This window comes from Streptomyces sp. NPDC008313, from assembly GCF_042956125.1.
Classification (GTDB): Bacteria; Actinomycetota; Actinomycetes; order Streptomycetales; family Streptomycetaceae; genus Streptomyces.
The window spans coordinates 52,867-67,137 of sequence record NZ_JBIBFR010000020.1; the positions used below are offsets into that span (position 1 = coordinate 52,867).

The window sequence follows — 14,271 nt, forward strand, 5'->3', positions numbered from 1 at the left end:
CGGCGCCGTCAGACGTGGACGGCCGGTGCCCGGTCCTTCGGCGTCCGGGTCTCCTCGTGCGCGAGGTGGTCCGCGGGTTCCCCCGGGGCGAGGAGGCGGCCCAGACGGCCCGGCACGTCGAGGCCGACCAGGAGCACCACGATCGCCGTTCCGGCGAAGGTGAGGACCGCGAGGGCCCGGCCCAGGTCCATGCCCGAGGCCAGGCGGGCGCCGAGGACCGGGGCCACGGCGCCGCCCAGCGCGCCCACGTTGTACGTGAAGCCCAGCGAGGCGCCCCGGGTGCGGGTGGGGAAGTGCCCGCCGATGTACCGCGGCAGCAGGCCCGAGATGCCGAAGCTGGTGGCCTGCAGGGCGAAGAGCAGGACGCCGAGGAGCAGCGGGTCGTCCTGCACCGCGAACACGGGGAAGACGAGGACCAGGGAGGCGAGGAGCGTGAACGCGTACGCCTTCCTGGTGCCGATCCGGTCGCCCACGAACCCGGCCAGCCAGCAGCCGGCCATCGTCCCGAAGCCCGCGTAGTACAGGACGTCGGTGACCTGGCCGGGGCTGTACCCGAGATCGGTCTTCAGATAGGTGGGGAGCAGTGCCTGGATGGGCCACGAGTACAGGAACGCGAAGAAGACCGTGATGATCATGGACACGTGGAGCAGCCAGCCGCGCCGCCCGCCGAGCTGCACCGCGAAGGCCATCAGACAGGCTCCGGCGAGGACCGACAGGACGGGCACCATGCCGTCGCCGAGCGGCGTGAACACCGCGAAGAGCGCGACGGTGGCGGCGACGGCCATGGCCGTGTTGGCCGTGGCCCGTGCCCGGGTCGCGAACAGCGGCCCGAAGGGGCTGGGCCGCTGTTCGCGCGTGGCGACCGAGGTCTCCCAGTCGGCGGCCTCGGGCAGCGCGCGGCGCATCCACAGCGCGATCACGATCGGCACCAGGCCGATGTAGAACATCCAGCGCCAGCCGAGCGCGGGCACGACCCACTGGTAGACCTGGGCGGCGAGGACGGCGCCCGCCGAGTAGCCGGAGATCAGGAAGCCGCTGGCCCGGTTCCGCATCCGCGCGGGCCAGCTCTCCATGACGTACGTGGCGCTGGCCGAGTACTCCCCGGCCATGCCCATGCCGATGGCGAGCCGGGCGACGAAGAGGCTGGTGTAGTCCCAGGCGAACCCGCAGGCGAAGGTGCCCAGCGAGTACAGCAGGATGCTGGCCACCATCGCGGGCTTCCGGCCGAAACGGTCACCGAGGGCGCCGAGCAGCGCTCCGCCGAGCCAGCGGGTGATGAACGCGGCCGAGACGAGGCTCGCGGCCCCCACCGTGTCCAGGTGGAAGTCGGCGCTGATCTCCGTCAGCACCAGGGTGATCAGCACGAAGTCGAAGCCGTCGAGGACGTAGCCGATCCAGGCGGCGAAGAACGCCTTCCACTGGCCGCGGTCCACCTGGCGGTACCAGGGCGACGGGTCGGGGGCGGGGTGGTGCACGGTGACTCCAGGATGCCGGGCGCACTCGCCTTCGGTGCCGTCGGCGGCGGGGAACGTAAGATGTCTTACGTCTGCACGGTAGGTGACCTGGTGGTTCTCCTCAAGGGTGGGGGAGGTCACAACGGCCGGGGTGAGCGGCACCCTCGACGTCGCGGCCCCCGCGCCGGCCGGTGACCGGGCGCCTCGTCCGGAGCCACCCGGCGAGCGGCTCCGGACCACGGCTGGGTGCCGAGTTCCCCCGTGTGCGTCCGCGTCAAAGAGGCCTGCTCAGCCGCCCGGCCGTTCAGCCGGCCCCGTACCGGCGCCGTAGCGGAGTCCGTCGACGAGCAGGGCGATCATGCGCGCGGTGTGGCCGCCGTCCTCCTGGGCGGGCAGGGTCACATTGGCCACCGCGCGCAGCAGATCCTCGGGATCGATGTCGGTGCGCACGTGGCCGGCCCGCGCCGCGGTGTCGAGCAGTCCGCCGAGGACAGGCACGAAGCGCTGCTCGAAGTAGGAGGGCAGGCTGTCGTACGCGGGGTCGCCGGAATGCAGGGCGGCACTGAGCCCCCGCTTGGTGGCGATGAAGCCGGAGAAGCGCCGCAGCCACTGGGTGAGCGCCTCCACCGGCTCCCGCCGGGCCGCGAGGGAGGCGGCGTCGTCGGCGCAGCCGTCGACCTCGTGGCGGAAGACGGCGGCGATGAGGTCCGAGCGCTGCGGGAAGTGCCGGTAGAGGGTGCCCGCGCCGACCCCCGCCCTGGCGGTGATCTCGCGTACGGGGGCGTCCACGCCGGACGTGGTGAACACCTCGGCGGCCGCGCTGAGCAGAGTGTCGATGCTGCGCTGCGCGTCCGCGCGCACGCGGCGCTTCGGCTGCCCCTCCTGTGCCGGGTGATCGTCCACGGTGCTCTCCCTCGCTGGTCGGAACGAGGTTCCGCATTGTGTCAGGCGGAACGCCGTTCCATCTGCCTCAGGGTAGCCCGCCTCGGTGGGCCGCCCCGCGGAGCGCCTGGCGCCAACTCGGGTTCAGGGTAAGCGCATTCTGTCGATGTCCGGCACCTTGTCAGCCTGGTGGAGCGCACCCTATTCTCGCCGCGAGAAAGCGCTTTCCATCCTGCCTTCCATCCCGCTTCCCGTCCTGAAGATGTCATGATCATGGCATAAGGGCCCGTGAACAGGAGACGACCCATGAGGAGACCAGTCGCACTGCGGCTCAACGCGGCGCTCGCCACGCTGGCGCTCGCGGCCGGGGCCGGCGCGGCGCTGTCGCTGTCGACGCCCGAGGCGTCGGCGGCGGCCACCGGCGCCACCGGCTACGCGACCCAGAACGGCGGCACCACCGGCGGCGCGGGCGGACAGACCGTCCGCGCCACCACCGGCACGGCCATCCACCAGGCCCTCTGCGGCCGGGCCGGCAGCAGCACCCCGATCACCATCCAGGTCGAGGGCACCATCAACCACGGCAACACCAGCAAGGTGTCGGGGAACAGCTGCAGCACCGCAGAGGACAAGATCGAGCTCAAGCAGATCAGCAACGTCACCATCGTCGGCGTCGGTAACGGAGCGGTCTTCGACCAACTGGGCATCCACATCAGGGAGTCCAGCAACATCGTCATCCAGAACGTGACCGTGCGGAACGTCAAGAAGTCGGGCTCACCGACCTCCAACGGCGGAGACGCCATCGGCATGGAGAGCGACGTCCGCAACGTCTGGGTCGACCACGCCACCCTGGAGGCGTCGGGCGGGGAGTCGGAGGGCTTCGACGGCCTCTTCGACATGAAGGACAACACCCAGTACGTGACGCTGTCCTACAGCACGCTGCGCAACTCCGGCCGCGGCGGCCTCATCGGCTCGAGCGAGAGCGACCGCTCGAACGGCTTCGTCACGTTCCACCACAACCTGTACGAGAACATCGACTCCCGTGCGCCCCTGCTGCGCGGCGGCATCGCCCACATCTACAACAACTACTACGTGGGCCTCACCAAGTCAGGCATCAACTCCCGCGCCGGTGCCAGGGCCAGGGTGGACAACAACTACTTCAAGGACTCCAAGGACGTCCTCGGCACCTTCTACACCGACGCGGCCGGCTACTGGCAGGTCAGTGGCAACACGTTCGACAACGTGACCTGGTCCGAACCCGGCGAGGACAACAACCCCGCAGGACCGGACCCGCGGTCCAACACCACCGTCAGCATCCCCTACGCGTACACCCTGGACGGGGCCGCCTGCGTACCGGAGATCGTGAGCCGGACGGCTGGCGCCGGCAAGGGGCTGAAGGTTTCGGACGGCAACTGTTCGCCGCAGACCCCGACCGACCCCACGCCGGACCCGACGGACCCCACGCCGGACCCGACCGACCCGACGCCGGACCCGACCCAGCCCAGCGGGACGAATCTCAGCATCGGGGCCGGTTCCGACGGCTCCAGCAAGGCCGACGGGACGAGCTACGGCAACGTCAGGGACGGTGACCTGAACACCTACTGGTCGCCGGCCGGTTCGACCGGTTCCGTCTCGATCAAGTGGGGCTCCGCCACCACCGTCTCCGCCATCGCCGTCGAGGAGGCCTCCGGCTCCGCGGGCACGATCGGTTCCTGGAGGGTCCTGGACGCCGACACCGGGGCCGTCCTGGCCTCCGGCAGCGGGGCCGGTGCCATCGACGTCCCGCAGACCTCCCTGCGGAAGATCACCTTCGAGATCACCAGCTCGTCCGGCACGCCGAAGGTCGCCGAGTTCGAGACCTACGCCGGCTGAGGACGCGCGCGGACAGGGTACGGAACCGCCCGGGCACGCCGCCGGGCGGTTCCGGGCGCGTACAGGGGGCCCGGGCGCGTGCGGAAACCGCCCGGCGGCGTGCGGAATCCGGTGCTCAGCCGCCCGCTTCGCGCACCTGGCCGAACGTCCAGTGACGGCTCGTCGCGGGCGGCGGACCCTCCGCGCCGATCACCACACCCGTGAACCGGGCGGGGCGGAAGGCGGCGCCGGCGGCCGCGACGGCGTCGGCCGGAGCGCGGCGCAGGTCCTCGACCAGTTCCCACAGGTGTGCCGGACCCGCGGGCTGCCGTGGCCCGAGGTGATGGGCCAGCGCGTCCGCCAGGCCCGCCTGGGTCGCCCACGTGGTCAGCGAGGCGCCGGTGAAGTGGGCGAGGGCCAGGGCCACTTCGGCGGCGGAGGGCGGATCCGCCGCCATCCGGGCCAGCTCCTCGCCCAGCGCTTCCAGCAGGGCGTGGGCCTTGCCGGGCGCGGTGTCCGCCTCGACGAGCAGACGGTGGCCCGGTGACGGAGCGGGCGGAGGAAGGGGATCCGCCTGCCACGACGGCGTCACCGTCGCCGGGCCCTCCGGCGGCCAGGGCTCCGGCCGGCACCGGACGGCGTACGTGTACCCGTGGCGTTGCCGCAGGCGGGCGACGAGCCGGGACTCCGCGTGACCGCCGAGGACGAGGGCCGCCAGGCGCAGGGCCGGGGTGAGCGGTTCGTCGTCGCGCGCGGCGCACAGCCGTACCTGCGCGGTGCCCTCCCGTACCGCGGGATGCAGCCCGATCGTCCGGACCGGGGAGGAGCCGTCGCCGGGCGAGTGCGGGCGAGGCACGTCCGAGCCCTTGTCCCGGCCCGCATCCGAGCCCTTGTCCCAGCCCGCAGACCCCGCGTCCACGCCCGCCTCCGATCCCCCGCCCCCGCCCCTGCCCGGGCCCGCATCCGAGCCCTCGTTCCTGCGCCGTACGGCCGGTCCCGGGGCGTCGTCGGCGGACCACCCCGCGAAAGCCTCCCGGACGGTGTGCACGGCCGCTTCCGGGTCCAGGTCGCCGACCAGGACGAGCCGTGCGCGCGCCGGCACGAGTATCCGGGCGTGCGACTCCCGTACCTGGGCGGGCGTGACCGCGGCGATCAGCTCGGGCGCCGGCGGCTCCTGCGGGTCTCCCGCCCAGCCGGGGGCGTGCCGGCACAGCAGGGCGTGGGCGGCCACGGCGGGACGCGTCCGGGCCACGGCCGTCTGACCGCCCAGTACGGTGCGCGCGGCCGTCACCTCGGTCTCCGGGCGCTCCGGGGAGGACAGCGCGTCGGCCAGGGTGCGCAGCAGCACGTCCAGACCGTCCGCCAGCACGCCGCCCCGCAGGGCCAGGCAGCCGCCGCCCACCAGCGGGACGACGTCGCCGCCGATCCTCCCGAGGGCGGTCTCGACGGGGGTGCCGTCCGCCCGGGTGACGCCGCGCAGCACACAGGCGGCGAGGACGGCCGCACGCGCGGAGTGCACCGCTGCCGGGGCCGGACCTCCGGGACCGAGGGGCAGCGTGAGCCGCACCTCGACGCGGGCCACCGTCGCCAGCCGCACGGCGGTCACCCACAGGCCGTTGGGGAGGCGGGCGTCCGCGCTCAGCGGGAGTTGCGGTGGCTGCGGAGCAGGGGCGGCGATGTGAGGCCGTACGCGGCCGGTGCGGCGGTCGCCCGAACCCACGGCGGTGCTGATCGTCCTGCCGGTCGTCATCCGAGGACCTCACGGTGGGGGAGCGGGGTGGGGGTGCGGCGGTCCCGGGGTCGCAGGGTGAGGACGGCGCGGTGCGCGTCGCGCAGCCGTCGTGCGGCTTCGGCCGCGGCGGCGGGCGTGGTCGTGGCCAGCAGGCGGGGGACGCGTGTGTAAAGGGTCGCGTCGGCGTGGAGCAGTTCGAAGGCGCCGAGGGAACGTGCCCGGACGTGCGGTGCGTCGTGGTGGCGCAGCAGGGCGCCGATCCACCGGTTGGCGACGATGAGGAGTTCGTCGGGGGCCGGGCCGTGGGCCGCCAGCGCGGCGAGCTCGGTGTCGAGGGCGCCGACGACCTCGGCCGTGCCGGTCGCCTCGGTGTGGGTGACGGTGCAGGTGAGGGTGACCGGGTGGCGTGCGGCGAAGGCCCCGCCGACGAGTCCGCAGCCGGCCGTCACCGCCACCGCCGTGTTCTCGCGCGTCACCAGCCTGACGCGCAGGCGCTGTTCCACCAGGGCCGCGAGGAGCACGTGGGCGAGGTAGCCGGTCAGGTCGGCGGTGGGGTCGGGCAGCCGGTAGCCGACGCAGACGGCGGGCAGCGGGGCCAGCGGGTCGGTGTGCCGGCCGTACCGGTCACTGACGAGTTCCGGCTCGGGCGGGGCGGTTTCCGGGGGTGGCGTCCGCGCCGGAAGGTCGCCGAACCGCCGCCGGACCAGCCGCCGTACGGCCTCGGGATCGAAGGCGCCGACGACGGTGAGGACGGCGTTGCCGGGGGTGTGGTGCCGGTGGAAGAAGTCGCGGCACTCCTCCGGGGTGACCCGGGCGAGCGCCGCCGTGTCGCCGTAGCCGTCGTGGGTGTGCGCGTAGTGGCGGTAGAGCAGCGGGGGCAGCAGGGACTTGGGGAATCCGCCGTACGGGCGGCCGGTGACGTTGCGCCGGATCTCCTCGGCGACGACGTCCCGCTCGGTGGCGAGCGCCGCCGCGCTCGGTAGGGGGCCCGCCATCCGGTCGCGTTCCGCGGCCAGCGCGCCGGGCAGCATCCCGGCGGGGACGACCTGGTGGAAGTCGGTGGAGTCCTGGCCGGTGGCCGCGTTGGCGTAGCCGCCGGCGTGTTCGGCGCCGCCGGGGGTGCCGGGGCGTCTGCGGAACATCAGGTGTTCGAGGAGGTGCGCGAGCCCGGCCCGGCCCGGCGGGTCCGAGCGGAACCCCACGCCGTAGCGCAGGCCGACGGCGCAGACGCCGGTGCCCTGTTCGGGCGCGAGCACCACCCGCAGGCCGTTGGGCAGCGTGAACCGCCGGAGGCGGCCGGTGGCGTCCCGGCCCGTGGTGTTCCGACCGGTTGTGTCCCGGCCGGTGGCGTTCGCGGGCGCGGACGGCACGTATGTCGTGTCAGACACCCGCGCCCACCCGCAGTCCCAGCCGCTGGCCCCGGACCAGCTCCGCGTACATGCCGCAGCGGTCGAGGAGCCGGTCGTGCGGGCCCGCGTCGAGGCAGCGGCCCTCGTCCAGGACCACGATGTGCTGGGCCTGGCGGACGGTCGAGATGCGGTGCGCCACGACGACCACCGCGCGGTCCCGGGACAGGCGGTCGACCACCTCGCGCAGCCGGTTCTCGTTGATGCTGTCGAGCTGGGAGGTCGGTTCGTCCAGGAGGACCACCGGGGCGTCGGTGAGCAGGACACGGGCGAGCGCCAGCCGCTGCCGCTGGCCGCCCGAGAGGTCGTCGCCGCGGCCCACGGTGGTGTCGAGCCCCTGGGGCAGGAGGGCGACCGCCTCGTCGAGTCCCACCGCGCGCAGCGCCTCCCACAGACTGTTGTCCGAGGCGGGTGCGGTGCGGCCGAGCAGCAGGTTGTCCCTGACGGTGCCTTCGAGGAGGGTGAACGCCTGGTCGAGGTAGGTGACACGGCCGCGCAGTTCGGCCAGCGGCCAGCGGGTGGTGTCACGGCCGAGGACCCGGACGGCGCCGCTCTCGGGCACGAGGAAGCGCTCCACCAGGTTCAGCGCCGTCGTCTTCCCGGCCCCCGAGGGGCCGACGAGCGCGGTGATCCCGAGCCGGGGCACCGTGAAGGACAGGCCGTCGGCGGCCCGCCGGGTCCCGTCGTGGCTGAACGTCACCTGGTGGAACTCGATCGCGGGCCCGGCTGGGTCGCCCGAGCCGGCGGGCGCGCCGGGGGTGACGAGGGCGACGGGGCTCGTGGAGGTGTCCGAGCGGCCGCCGGGGTCCGGGGCCGGTGTGCGGCGGGGTCCCTGGTGCGGGTGCGGCCCGTGGACCGTGTCCTCGGTCCCCTCGGCGAGGACGTCCTCGATCCGCGACTGTGCGGCGAAGCCGAGCTGGAGCCGCGCGATGCCGCTGGCCACCAGGGTGAGCGGGGCGACGAGTTGCAGCAGGTACAGCAGGAACGCGGCGAACTCGGCGATGCTGAGCGAGCCGGAGGCCAGCCGGGCCCCGCTGCCCAGCACCACTCCGATCAGGGCCAGTTGCTGGCCGAGCCCCATGATGGGGGTGACGAACGCCTGACGCCTGGCCGCGGCGACCGCGGACCCGGCGGCCGTCGCGGCGTCCGCGTCGATGGCCCCCGTGACCTGGGCCTCCGCGCGGCAGGCCTTGACGGTGGCGAGGGCGCCGAGCGCGGAGGTGAAACGCTGCGCGAGTTCGCCGAGCGCCTCCTGCTGGGCGGCGGTGCTGCGCCGGATGCCCTTGATGAACACGGTGATCGCCAGCCCGGCCGCCGAGAAGGTGCCCAGCACGACGAGCAGGAGCACCCAGTCGAGCAGACCCATGATGATCAGCGTGGCGGTCACCGTGAGGGCGGCCATCGGCAGCTGGGTGACGCCGATGTCGACCACCGAGCGCAGCTGACCGGAGTCCGACGTGACCCGGGCGACCAGTTCGCCCGAGCCGACCCTGCGGGCACCCGACAGCGGCAGGCGCATCGCGTGGGCCACCACCCGCTGCCGGACGGTCAGCACCATGGACTCGCCTGCCCGCGCCAGGCAGAACGACGAGAGGGCCGACGCCACCGCGCCGGCCAGCGCGAGCGAGGTCATCAGCATGACAGAACCTGTCACGGAATGCTGCTGGGAGAAGCCGCCGACGATACGGCGCACCACCAGGGGCACGGTCAGCGTCGCGCCGGTCGCGGCCAGGGCCAGGAGGATGGCGGGGACGGTGTTCCTGGTGTCCCGGGCCACCTGGCGCAGCACGCGCAGACGAGGACGCGGGGGTTCTGGGGTCATCTGATGGGCCGACATGGCTGCTCCTCCGTCGGGTCGCCGGCCTCCGCGGCGGGAGACCGCGGGGGGCACCGACTGTGATACCCGATCACACCCCGTCCTTGTCAAGTTTCATGTCAAGCCTGTCGTCTTTCTTGACACGCTGGGGAGGGGCGGCGCTACGGTCCCGTCATGACAGTCGACACCATGGCGAGGACGGACGAGCACGCCCGCCGTCGGATCGCCCCAGCGGACCTGTCCGACTTCCCCGCCGTACCGGGCCTCCTGGAGCGCCTGGGAGCGGGGACCCTGACCCCCGAGACGGTCAGCGCCTTCCCCGGCCGCAACGACAACTGGGCGGGCACCACCACCCTGGGCCGCCCGGTCTTCGTCAAGCGCATCGGCGGGGAGGCCGCTGAGTCGCTGCGCCGCTTCCGCAGGGTGCTCCGCTTCGAACGGGCCGTGGCCGAGGCCACGGCCGACGGTGCCCACCACCTTCCCCGCCCCCGTCTGATCGGCTCCGACGAGACGGCCCGGCTCCTGGCCTTCGACCTGGTGCAGGACGCGTCCCCGGGCAGCGACCTGGCCGCCCGCGACGCGTTCGACACCGCCCTCGCACGGCGGGCCGGCCGGATCGTCGCCACGCTGCACGCCCTGCGGCCCGCCGACCGCGAGGGCATCGAGGACGCGCCGCCGCCCCTGCCGCCCCTCGGCCACCTGCGGGCCCTGCCGTGGGCCCTCTACACCCGGGCGAGCGCCGGGGCCCTGGAGGCGTGGCGGCTGCTGCAGGGCGACAGCGCGCTGCACGAGGCGCTGCGCGGCCTCAGGGCCGACGAGGCACGCGCACCCCGCGCCCCCATCCACGGCGACCTGCGCCTGGACCAGTTCCTCACCGCGCCCGACGGGACCGTGCTGCTGACGGACTGGGAGGAGTTCCGCCTCGGCGATCCCGCCCGCGACCTCGGAGGCTTCGCCGGTGAATGGCTCCACCGGGCGGTGCTCAAGATGCCCGCGGGCCTGCACCGCTCACCCGGGGAGCCCGTCTCGCACGACGAGGTCGTCGCCACCGGCACCGCCGAACTGGCCCGCGTCACCCCGCTGATCGGCGCCTTCCACGACGGCTACACGAAGGCGCGGCCCGACGCCGTCGCACAGGACCCGGACCTGCTCGTACGGGCCACCGCGTTCGCCGGCTGGCACCTGCTCGACCGGCTCCTCGCCTCGGCCGAGCGCAGCGCGCGCCTGGGCGCCGCCGAACGCGCCGCCGCCGGCATCGGCCGCACCGCCCTGCTCGCCCCGGACGCCTTCGTATCCGTACTCGGCTGGGAGGGAACCCAGGCATGAACACCACCGCACCCGCCTCGCTGGCCCCCTCGGTCCTGCGGATCCTCGACGAGACCACCGTCGGCGCCGGCGCCACGAGCGCCGTGACCTCCGGACGGGAGGTGACCGCCGACGACCCGCGCGCCCTGCGCGCCGCGCTCGCCGCCGCGTTCTACCGCCGCCACCACATGGGCCGCACCGACGACGACACGGGGGCGCCTGCCCCCAGGTCGCTGCCGGACCCCGCCCTCGAGGCCCGGCTGCGCGAGGCCATGCCGCACCGGCACGTCACCCGCGTCGTCGAACTCCTCGGCGACGGCGACGAGTCCGGCGTCCCCGTCGTGCTGGACGGCGTCCGGGTGACGGTGCCCCGGGAACGCGTGGACACCATCCGCGCCGGGACCTCCGGCCGCGTTGCGGTCCGCCTGGACGCCGCCCGCCCCGCCGTGTCCCCCGGCTTCTTCCTGTGCGAGGGCAGCGTGCCCGCCCGCGTCCGCCCCACCGGCACCCTCCGGGTCTATCTGCACGTCACCGGCCCCGAGGCGGCACCGCGCGTCTGGGCGGACGTGCTGGGCCTTCTGGAGGGCGAACAGCTCCCGTACCGGGCCAAGATCCTTTCCTCCCGCACCGGCTACCCCCGCCAGGACGCCTGCGTCGTCTACCTCGGCCCGGAGAGCTGGGACGCGGCGGAGCTCCTCGCCGACGCCGCCCGCAGCCTTCCCGGAATCGGCGGCCCCGTCTCCGCCTTCGTACGGCGACTCGCCCCCGGCGTCGGGGCGGCCTGGGAACCCGACGACGCACGCCCCGGTATGCGCCGGGTCAGCTTCGGCGAACACCGGGCCGCCGCCCTGGCCGCCGGACTCGTCGAGCACGCCCTCGACCCCACCGCCCGCAGCCGGGAGCGGGCCGTCCACGACTGCCTCCTCGAAGCCGGCGCCGACCCCGCCGACCCGGCCCACAACGTCACCTCCCCCCGCGAGGTGCTGCCCGCACCGACGTCCGCACCGACGCCCGCACCCACGGCGGCCCCCGCGCCCGGACGGCCCTCACGGACGCGAACGAGCCCGCCGGCCCCGGCACAGCCACGCGTGACCGCCGGGCGCTGAACGACGATTGGAACCCTGTCATGGCCATTTCCCCGCGGGCCAGACCCGCCGTGATGATCCCGCTCCAGCCCGACTGCGTCGACGACGCCCTGCCCTACGCCGAACTGGCGTCCCGGCGCCGCGCCCGCCGCCTGTGGACCGGGCAGTCACTGCGCCTCGACGCCCTCCAGCTCTTCGCCCACCTCGCCGGACGCGGACTGCGCCTGCCGGTCGGCACCGGCGTCTCCCTGACCGCGCTGCGCACCCCCTACGACGCCGCCGTCCAGGCCCGCTCCCTGGCACTGATCACCGGCCGCCCCGTCGTCATGGGCTACGGCACCGCCACCCCCGGCTTCGTGGCCTCGCTGCGCGGCACGCCCTACCGCAGCCCGCGCACCGCGGCCGCCGAGTTCCTCACCGCCGCCCGCACCCTGCTCGACGGCGGGACGGCCGATCTGGCGGGCGAGTACCACCACCTGCGCACCGCGCTGACACCCACCCGCCCGCACCCGGCCGTCGAGGTCGGCGCGGGCGTGCTGCGCCCCGCCATGGCCAGGTCCGCCGCCCCCGTCGCCGACGTCGCCATCACCTGGCTCACCCCCGCCGCGTACGTGCGGGACACCCTCGTCCCCGCGCTGCGGGACGGCGCGGGCGACCGGCGGCCCCCTCGGGTGGCCACCGTGGTCCACCTCGCCGTCGACCGCCCGGGACGCGACCCCGCCCGCATCGCCGGGACCGTCCTCGCCGCCCACCTGTCCGCCCCGCACTACCTGGACATGCTGCGCCGCGCGGGCCTGACCGTACGCGCCGAGGACGAGCTGTCCGTCAAGGCCAAGCAACTGGTCGACGCCGGAGTGTTCGTCTACGGCGACCCCGCGCACATCGCCCGCGAACTGGCCCGGCACCGCGAGGCCGGCATCGACGAGGTGATCCTCAACGTCGGCGGCGTCCACTTCACCCACGGCGTGCAGGAGGCGCTGACTGACCTGGAGGACGTGTTCACGGCGGTGGAGGAACACCATGGCTGAACAGGGACAGCGGACGAGCGGAACGCGGGACGAGACGGCCGGCACCCGACGCGAGCATTCCGCGGCGCCCGCCGGCGACCCGGCGTCGGCGCCGTCACGGCTGCTGCTGTTCGGCACGGGCGCGCTCAGCGTGGCCTTCCTGCCGTTCTGGCTGAACTGGCTGCGCGTCACCCGCCCCGCCACCGAGGTCCGCCTCGCCGTCACCCGCAGCGCCGAACGGTTCGTCAGCAGGGCCGCCCTCGGAGCGATCCTGGGCAGCGAGGTGCTGCTGGACGTCTGGCCGGGTACCGCCGACCCGTCGGTGCCGCCCGTCGACCACGTGGAACTCGCCCAGTGGCCCGACGCGGTGGCCGTGCATCCGGCGGGACTGCACTTCATCGGCCGGTTCGCCCAGGGGCTGGCCGACACCCCCGTCCTCATGGCACTCCAGTGCACCCGGGCGGTCATCGGCATCGCCCCCGCGCTCCCGCCCGGCGCCGAGGCGGGCCCGGCCTACCGCGGCCACCTCAGGACGCTGGAGGGGTACGACAACGTCACCGTCGCGCCGCCGCACCCCGGCCGCAGCGCCTCCACCGGCCGCGACGACGCCTCGGCGGCGGCCCCGCTGCCCGCACTGCTCGATCTGATGGCACGCCACCGGGGCGCCGTCCGGCGAACGGAAGGGACGCCTCATGCCCGCGCGGTCTGACATCGCCCCCGGCAGCGGTATCCGGGTGGCACCGGACGAGCGCCTGGCCCGCGAACTGGGCACCCGGCACATCGTCACCGCCGTCCTGACGGCACCCACCGGCGGATACGTGTGGGCCCGCCGCCCCGGCCCGGCCCGCGAGGCCCCGCTGCCCCTGCCCGACGCCCGCGGCGCCGCGGCGGTGCGCACGGCGTCCGCCGGCGCCCCGGTCGGCCTCGCCCTGGCCACCCCCGACCCCGGACAGCCGGGCGTGCTCCGCTATCCCGCGCCCGGCACCCATTCCGCCGCCGCGGTCGTCCGCGATCCGGCACCGCGCGCCCAGGCCGCCGTGCGCGACGCCGTCCGCGGTCTCGGAGCGACCCTGCGCAAGCTGCACGCCCGGCCCGCGCCCGAAGGGGCGCACGGCCCGCCGCCGGCGCCGGCCCGGCTCCTGCGGTGGCTGGCCACCGGGTCCGGCCCCGCCGCGGCACCGCGTCTGCACACGGCGGCCCGCTCCCGTCTCGGGGAACGACGGCTGCGGCGGATCGCCGAGTGGAGCGAGAGCGCGGCCCACGGCCCGGGCCCGCGCGTCCTGCTGCACGGCGGCCCGGCCCTCGGCTCGCTCGTCCTGCCGAAGGGACCGACCCGCGCGGTACTGCTGACGGGAGAGGAACTCACGGGCGGCTCATGGGAGTTCGACGTCGCCTGGCAGCTGGCCGAGTTCGCCGAGATGGCCGCCGGACACCGCCGGGGGATCTGCGGCCCCGCCGACCACGTCGCCCTGGCCAGGGCCTTCCTGGACCACTACGGCAGACAGCCCTCCCCGGCCGCCGCCCGCCGGGCGGTCGCCCTGCGCACGCTCACCCACGCCCACGACTTCGCCGCGTACGTGGCGTGGCACGGTCAGCTGCTCACCTACCTCGACCTGGTCTCGGAGGCGACGGACGCCGCGGAGAGCCCTGACGCGGAGGCGGGCTGGGACGCCGTCCGGGTGTGCGCGGCCCACGGCCGGTGACGCGACCGGCGACTGCCGGCCCCCGCTGCCCGG

At 74.8% G+C, this 14,271-nt stretch carries 11 protein-coding genes; 6 read left to right on the forward strand and 5 right to left on the reverse strand.

What is annotated here, in order from left to right; all coding sequences use genetic code 11:
- Positions 1-8: 8 nt before the first annotated feature.
- Together ACFY93_RS25145 and ACFY93_RS25150 are read right to left on the reverse strand one after the other, a co-directional pair.
- Positions 9-1,475, reverse strand: coding sequence for a sialate:H+ symport family MFS transporter (locus tag ACFY93_RS25145; RefSeq protein WP_391363168.1), 1,467 nt, complete (start codon positions 1,473-1,475; stop codon positions 9-11).
- Between the two features lie 267 nt (positions 1,476-1,742).
- The gene (locus ACFY93_RS25150; RefSeq protein ID WP_391363016.1) at positions 1,743-2,357 is read right to left on the reverse strand and encodes a TetR family transcriptional regulator; all 615 of its coding nucleotides are present in this window, start codon (positions 2,355-2,357) and stop codon (positions 1,743-1,745) included.
- Positions 2,358-2,642: 285 nt separating this feature from the next.
- On the opposite strand from ACFY93_RS25150, the gene ACFY93_RS25155 reads away from it, so the two are divergent.
- Entirely contained in the window at positions 2,643-4,205 is a 1,563-nt protein-coding gene (locus tag ACFY93_RS25155) for a polysaccharide lyase family 1 protein (RefSeq protein WP_391363018.1), read from the forward strand.
- Positions 4,206-4,320: 115 nt separating this feature from the next.
- Here the strand turns inward: ACFY93_RS25155 and ACFY93_RS25160 are convergent, their stop codons facing one another.
- Genes ACFY93_RS25160 through ACFY93_RS25170 form a run of 3 tightly spaced genes read right to left on the reverse strand, consistent with a single transcriptional unit; the run spans position 4,321 to position 9,159 of the window.
- Positions 4,321-5,934 carry an insulinase family protein gene (locus ACFY93_RS25160; RefSeq protein WP_391363020.1) on the reverse strand — a complete coding sequence of 538 codons (1,614 nt, stop codon included), beginning with the start codon at positions 5,932-5,934 and terminating at the stop codon, positions 4,321-4,323.
- On the reverse strand, positions 5,931-7,304 hold the full coding sequence (locus tag ACFY93_RS25165) for an insulinase family protein (protein WP_391363022.1): 1,374 nt from the start codon (positions 7,302-7,304) through the stop codon (positions 5,931-5,933). The genes ACFY93_RS25160 and ACFY93_RS25165 overlap by 4 nt, the downstream gene beginning before the upstream one ends.
- Entirely contained in the window at positions 7,297-9,159 is a 1,863-nt protein-coding gene (locus tag ACFY93_RS25170; RefSeq protein ID WP_391363031.1) for an ABC transporter transmembrane domain-containing protein, read from the reverse strand. The genes ACFY93_RS25165 and ACFY93_RS25170 overlap by 8 nt, the downstream gene beginning before the upstream one ends.
- A gap of 153 nt (positions 9,160-9,312) precedes the next feature.
- Between ACFY93_RS25170 and lxmK the strand changes: the two genes are divergently transcribed.
- The 5 genes from lxmK to ACFY93_RS25195 are packed head-to-tail and all read left to right on the forward strand — an operon-like array spanning position 9,313 to position 14,238.
- Positions 9,313-10,464, forward strand: a complete 1,152-nt coding sequence (lxmK, locus tag ACFY93_RS25175; RefSeq protein WP_391363033.1) for a class V lanthionine synthetase subunit LxmK — start codon at positions 9,313-9,315, stop codon at positions 10,462-10,464.
- Positions 10,461-11,549, forward strand: a complete 1,089-nt coding sequence (locus ACFY93_RS25180) for a T3SS effector HopA1 family protein (protein ID WP_391363035.1) — start codon at positions 10,461-10,463, stop codon at positions 11,547-11,549. The genes lxmK and ACFY93_RS25180 overlap by 4 nt, the downstream gene beginning before the upstream one ends.
- 20 nt (positions 11,550-11,569) lie before the next feature.
- On the forward strand, positions 11,570-12,556 hold the full coding sequence (locus tag ACFY93_RS25185) for an LLM class flavin-dependent oxidoreductase (protein ID WP_391363037.1): 987 nt from the start codon (positions 11,570-11,572) through the stop codon (positions 12,554-12,556).
- Positions 12,549-13,244 (forward strand): flavoprotein, encoded by a 696-nt coding sequence (locus tag ACFY93_RS25190; protein ID WP_391363039.1) that lies wholly within the window; start codon positions 12,549-12,551, stop codon positions 13,242-13,244. The genes ACFY93_RS25185 and ACFY93_RS25190 overlap by 8 nt, the downstream gene beginning before the upstream one ends.
- Positions 13,228-14,238 (forward strand): hypothetical protein, encoded by a 1,011-nt coding sequence (locus tag ACFY93_RS25195; protein ID WP_391363041.1) that lies wholly within the window; start codon positions 13,228-13,230, stop codon positions 14,236-14,238. The genes ACFY93_RS25190 and ACFY93_RS25195 overlap by 17 nt, the downstream gene beginning before the upstream one ends.
- Positions 14,239-14,271: the final 33 nt, after the last annotated feature.

What these genes read in the sequence shown, in the direction of transcription:
- ACFY93_RS25155 (WP_391363018.1), top strand. Translation starts at nt 2,643, where the DNA reads ATGAGGAGACCAGTCGCACTGCGGCTCAACGCGGCGCTCGCCACGCTG.
- ACFY93_RS25160 (WP_391363020.1), bottom strand. Translation starts at nt 5,934, where the DNA reads ATGACGACCGGCAGGACGATCAGCACCGCCGTGGGTTCGGGCGACCGC.
- ACFY93_RS25170 (WP_391363031.1), bottom strand. Translation starts at nt 9,159, where the DNA reads ATGTCGGCCCATCAGATGACCCCAGAACCCCCGCGTCCTCGTCTGCGC.
- lxmK (WP_391363033.1), top strand. Translation starts at nt 9,313, where the DNA reads ATGACAGTCGACACCATGGCGAGGACGGACGAGCACGCCCGCCGTCGG.
- ACFY93_RS25180 (WP_391363035.1), top strand. Translation starts at nt 10,461, where the DNA reads ATGAACACCACCGCACCCGCCTCGCTGGCCCCCTCGGTCCTGCGGATC.
- ACFY93_RS25185 (WP_391363037.1), top strand. Translation starts at nt 11,570, where the DNA reads ATGGCCATTTCCCCGCGGGCCAGACCCGCCGTGATGATCCCGCTCCAG.
- ACFY93_RS25190 (WP_391363039.1), top strand. Translation starts at nt 12,549, where the DNA reads ATGGCTGAACAGGGACAGCGGACGAGCGGAACGCGGGACGAGACGGCC.
- ACFY93_RS25195 (WP_391363041.1), top strand. Translation starts at nt 13,228, where the DNA reads ATGCCCGCGCGGTCTGACATCGCCCCCGGCAGCGGTATCCGGGTGGCA.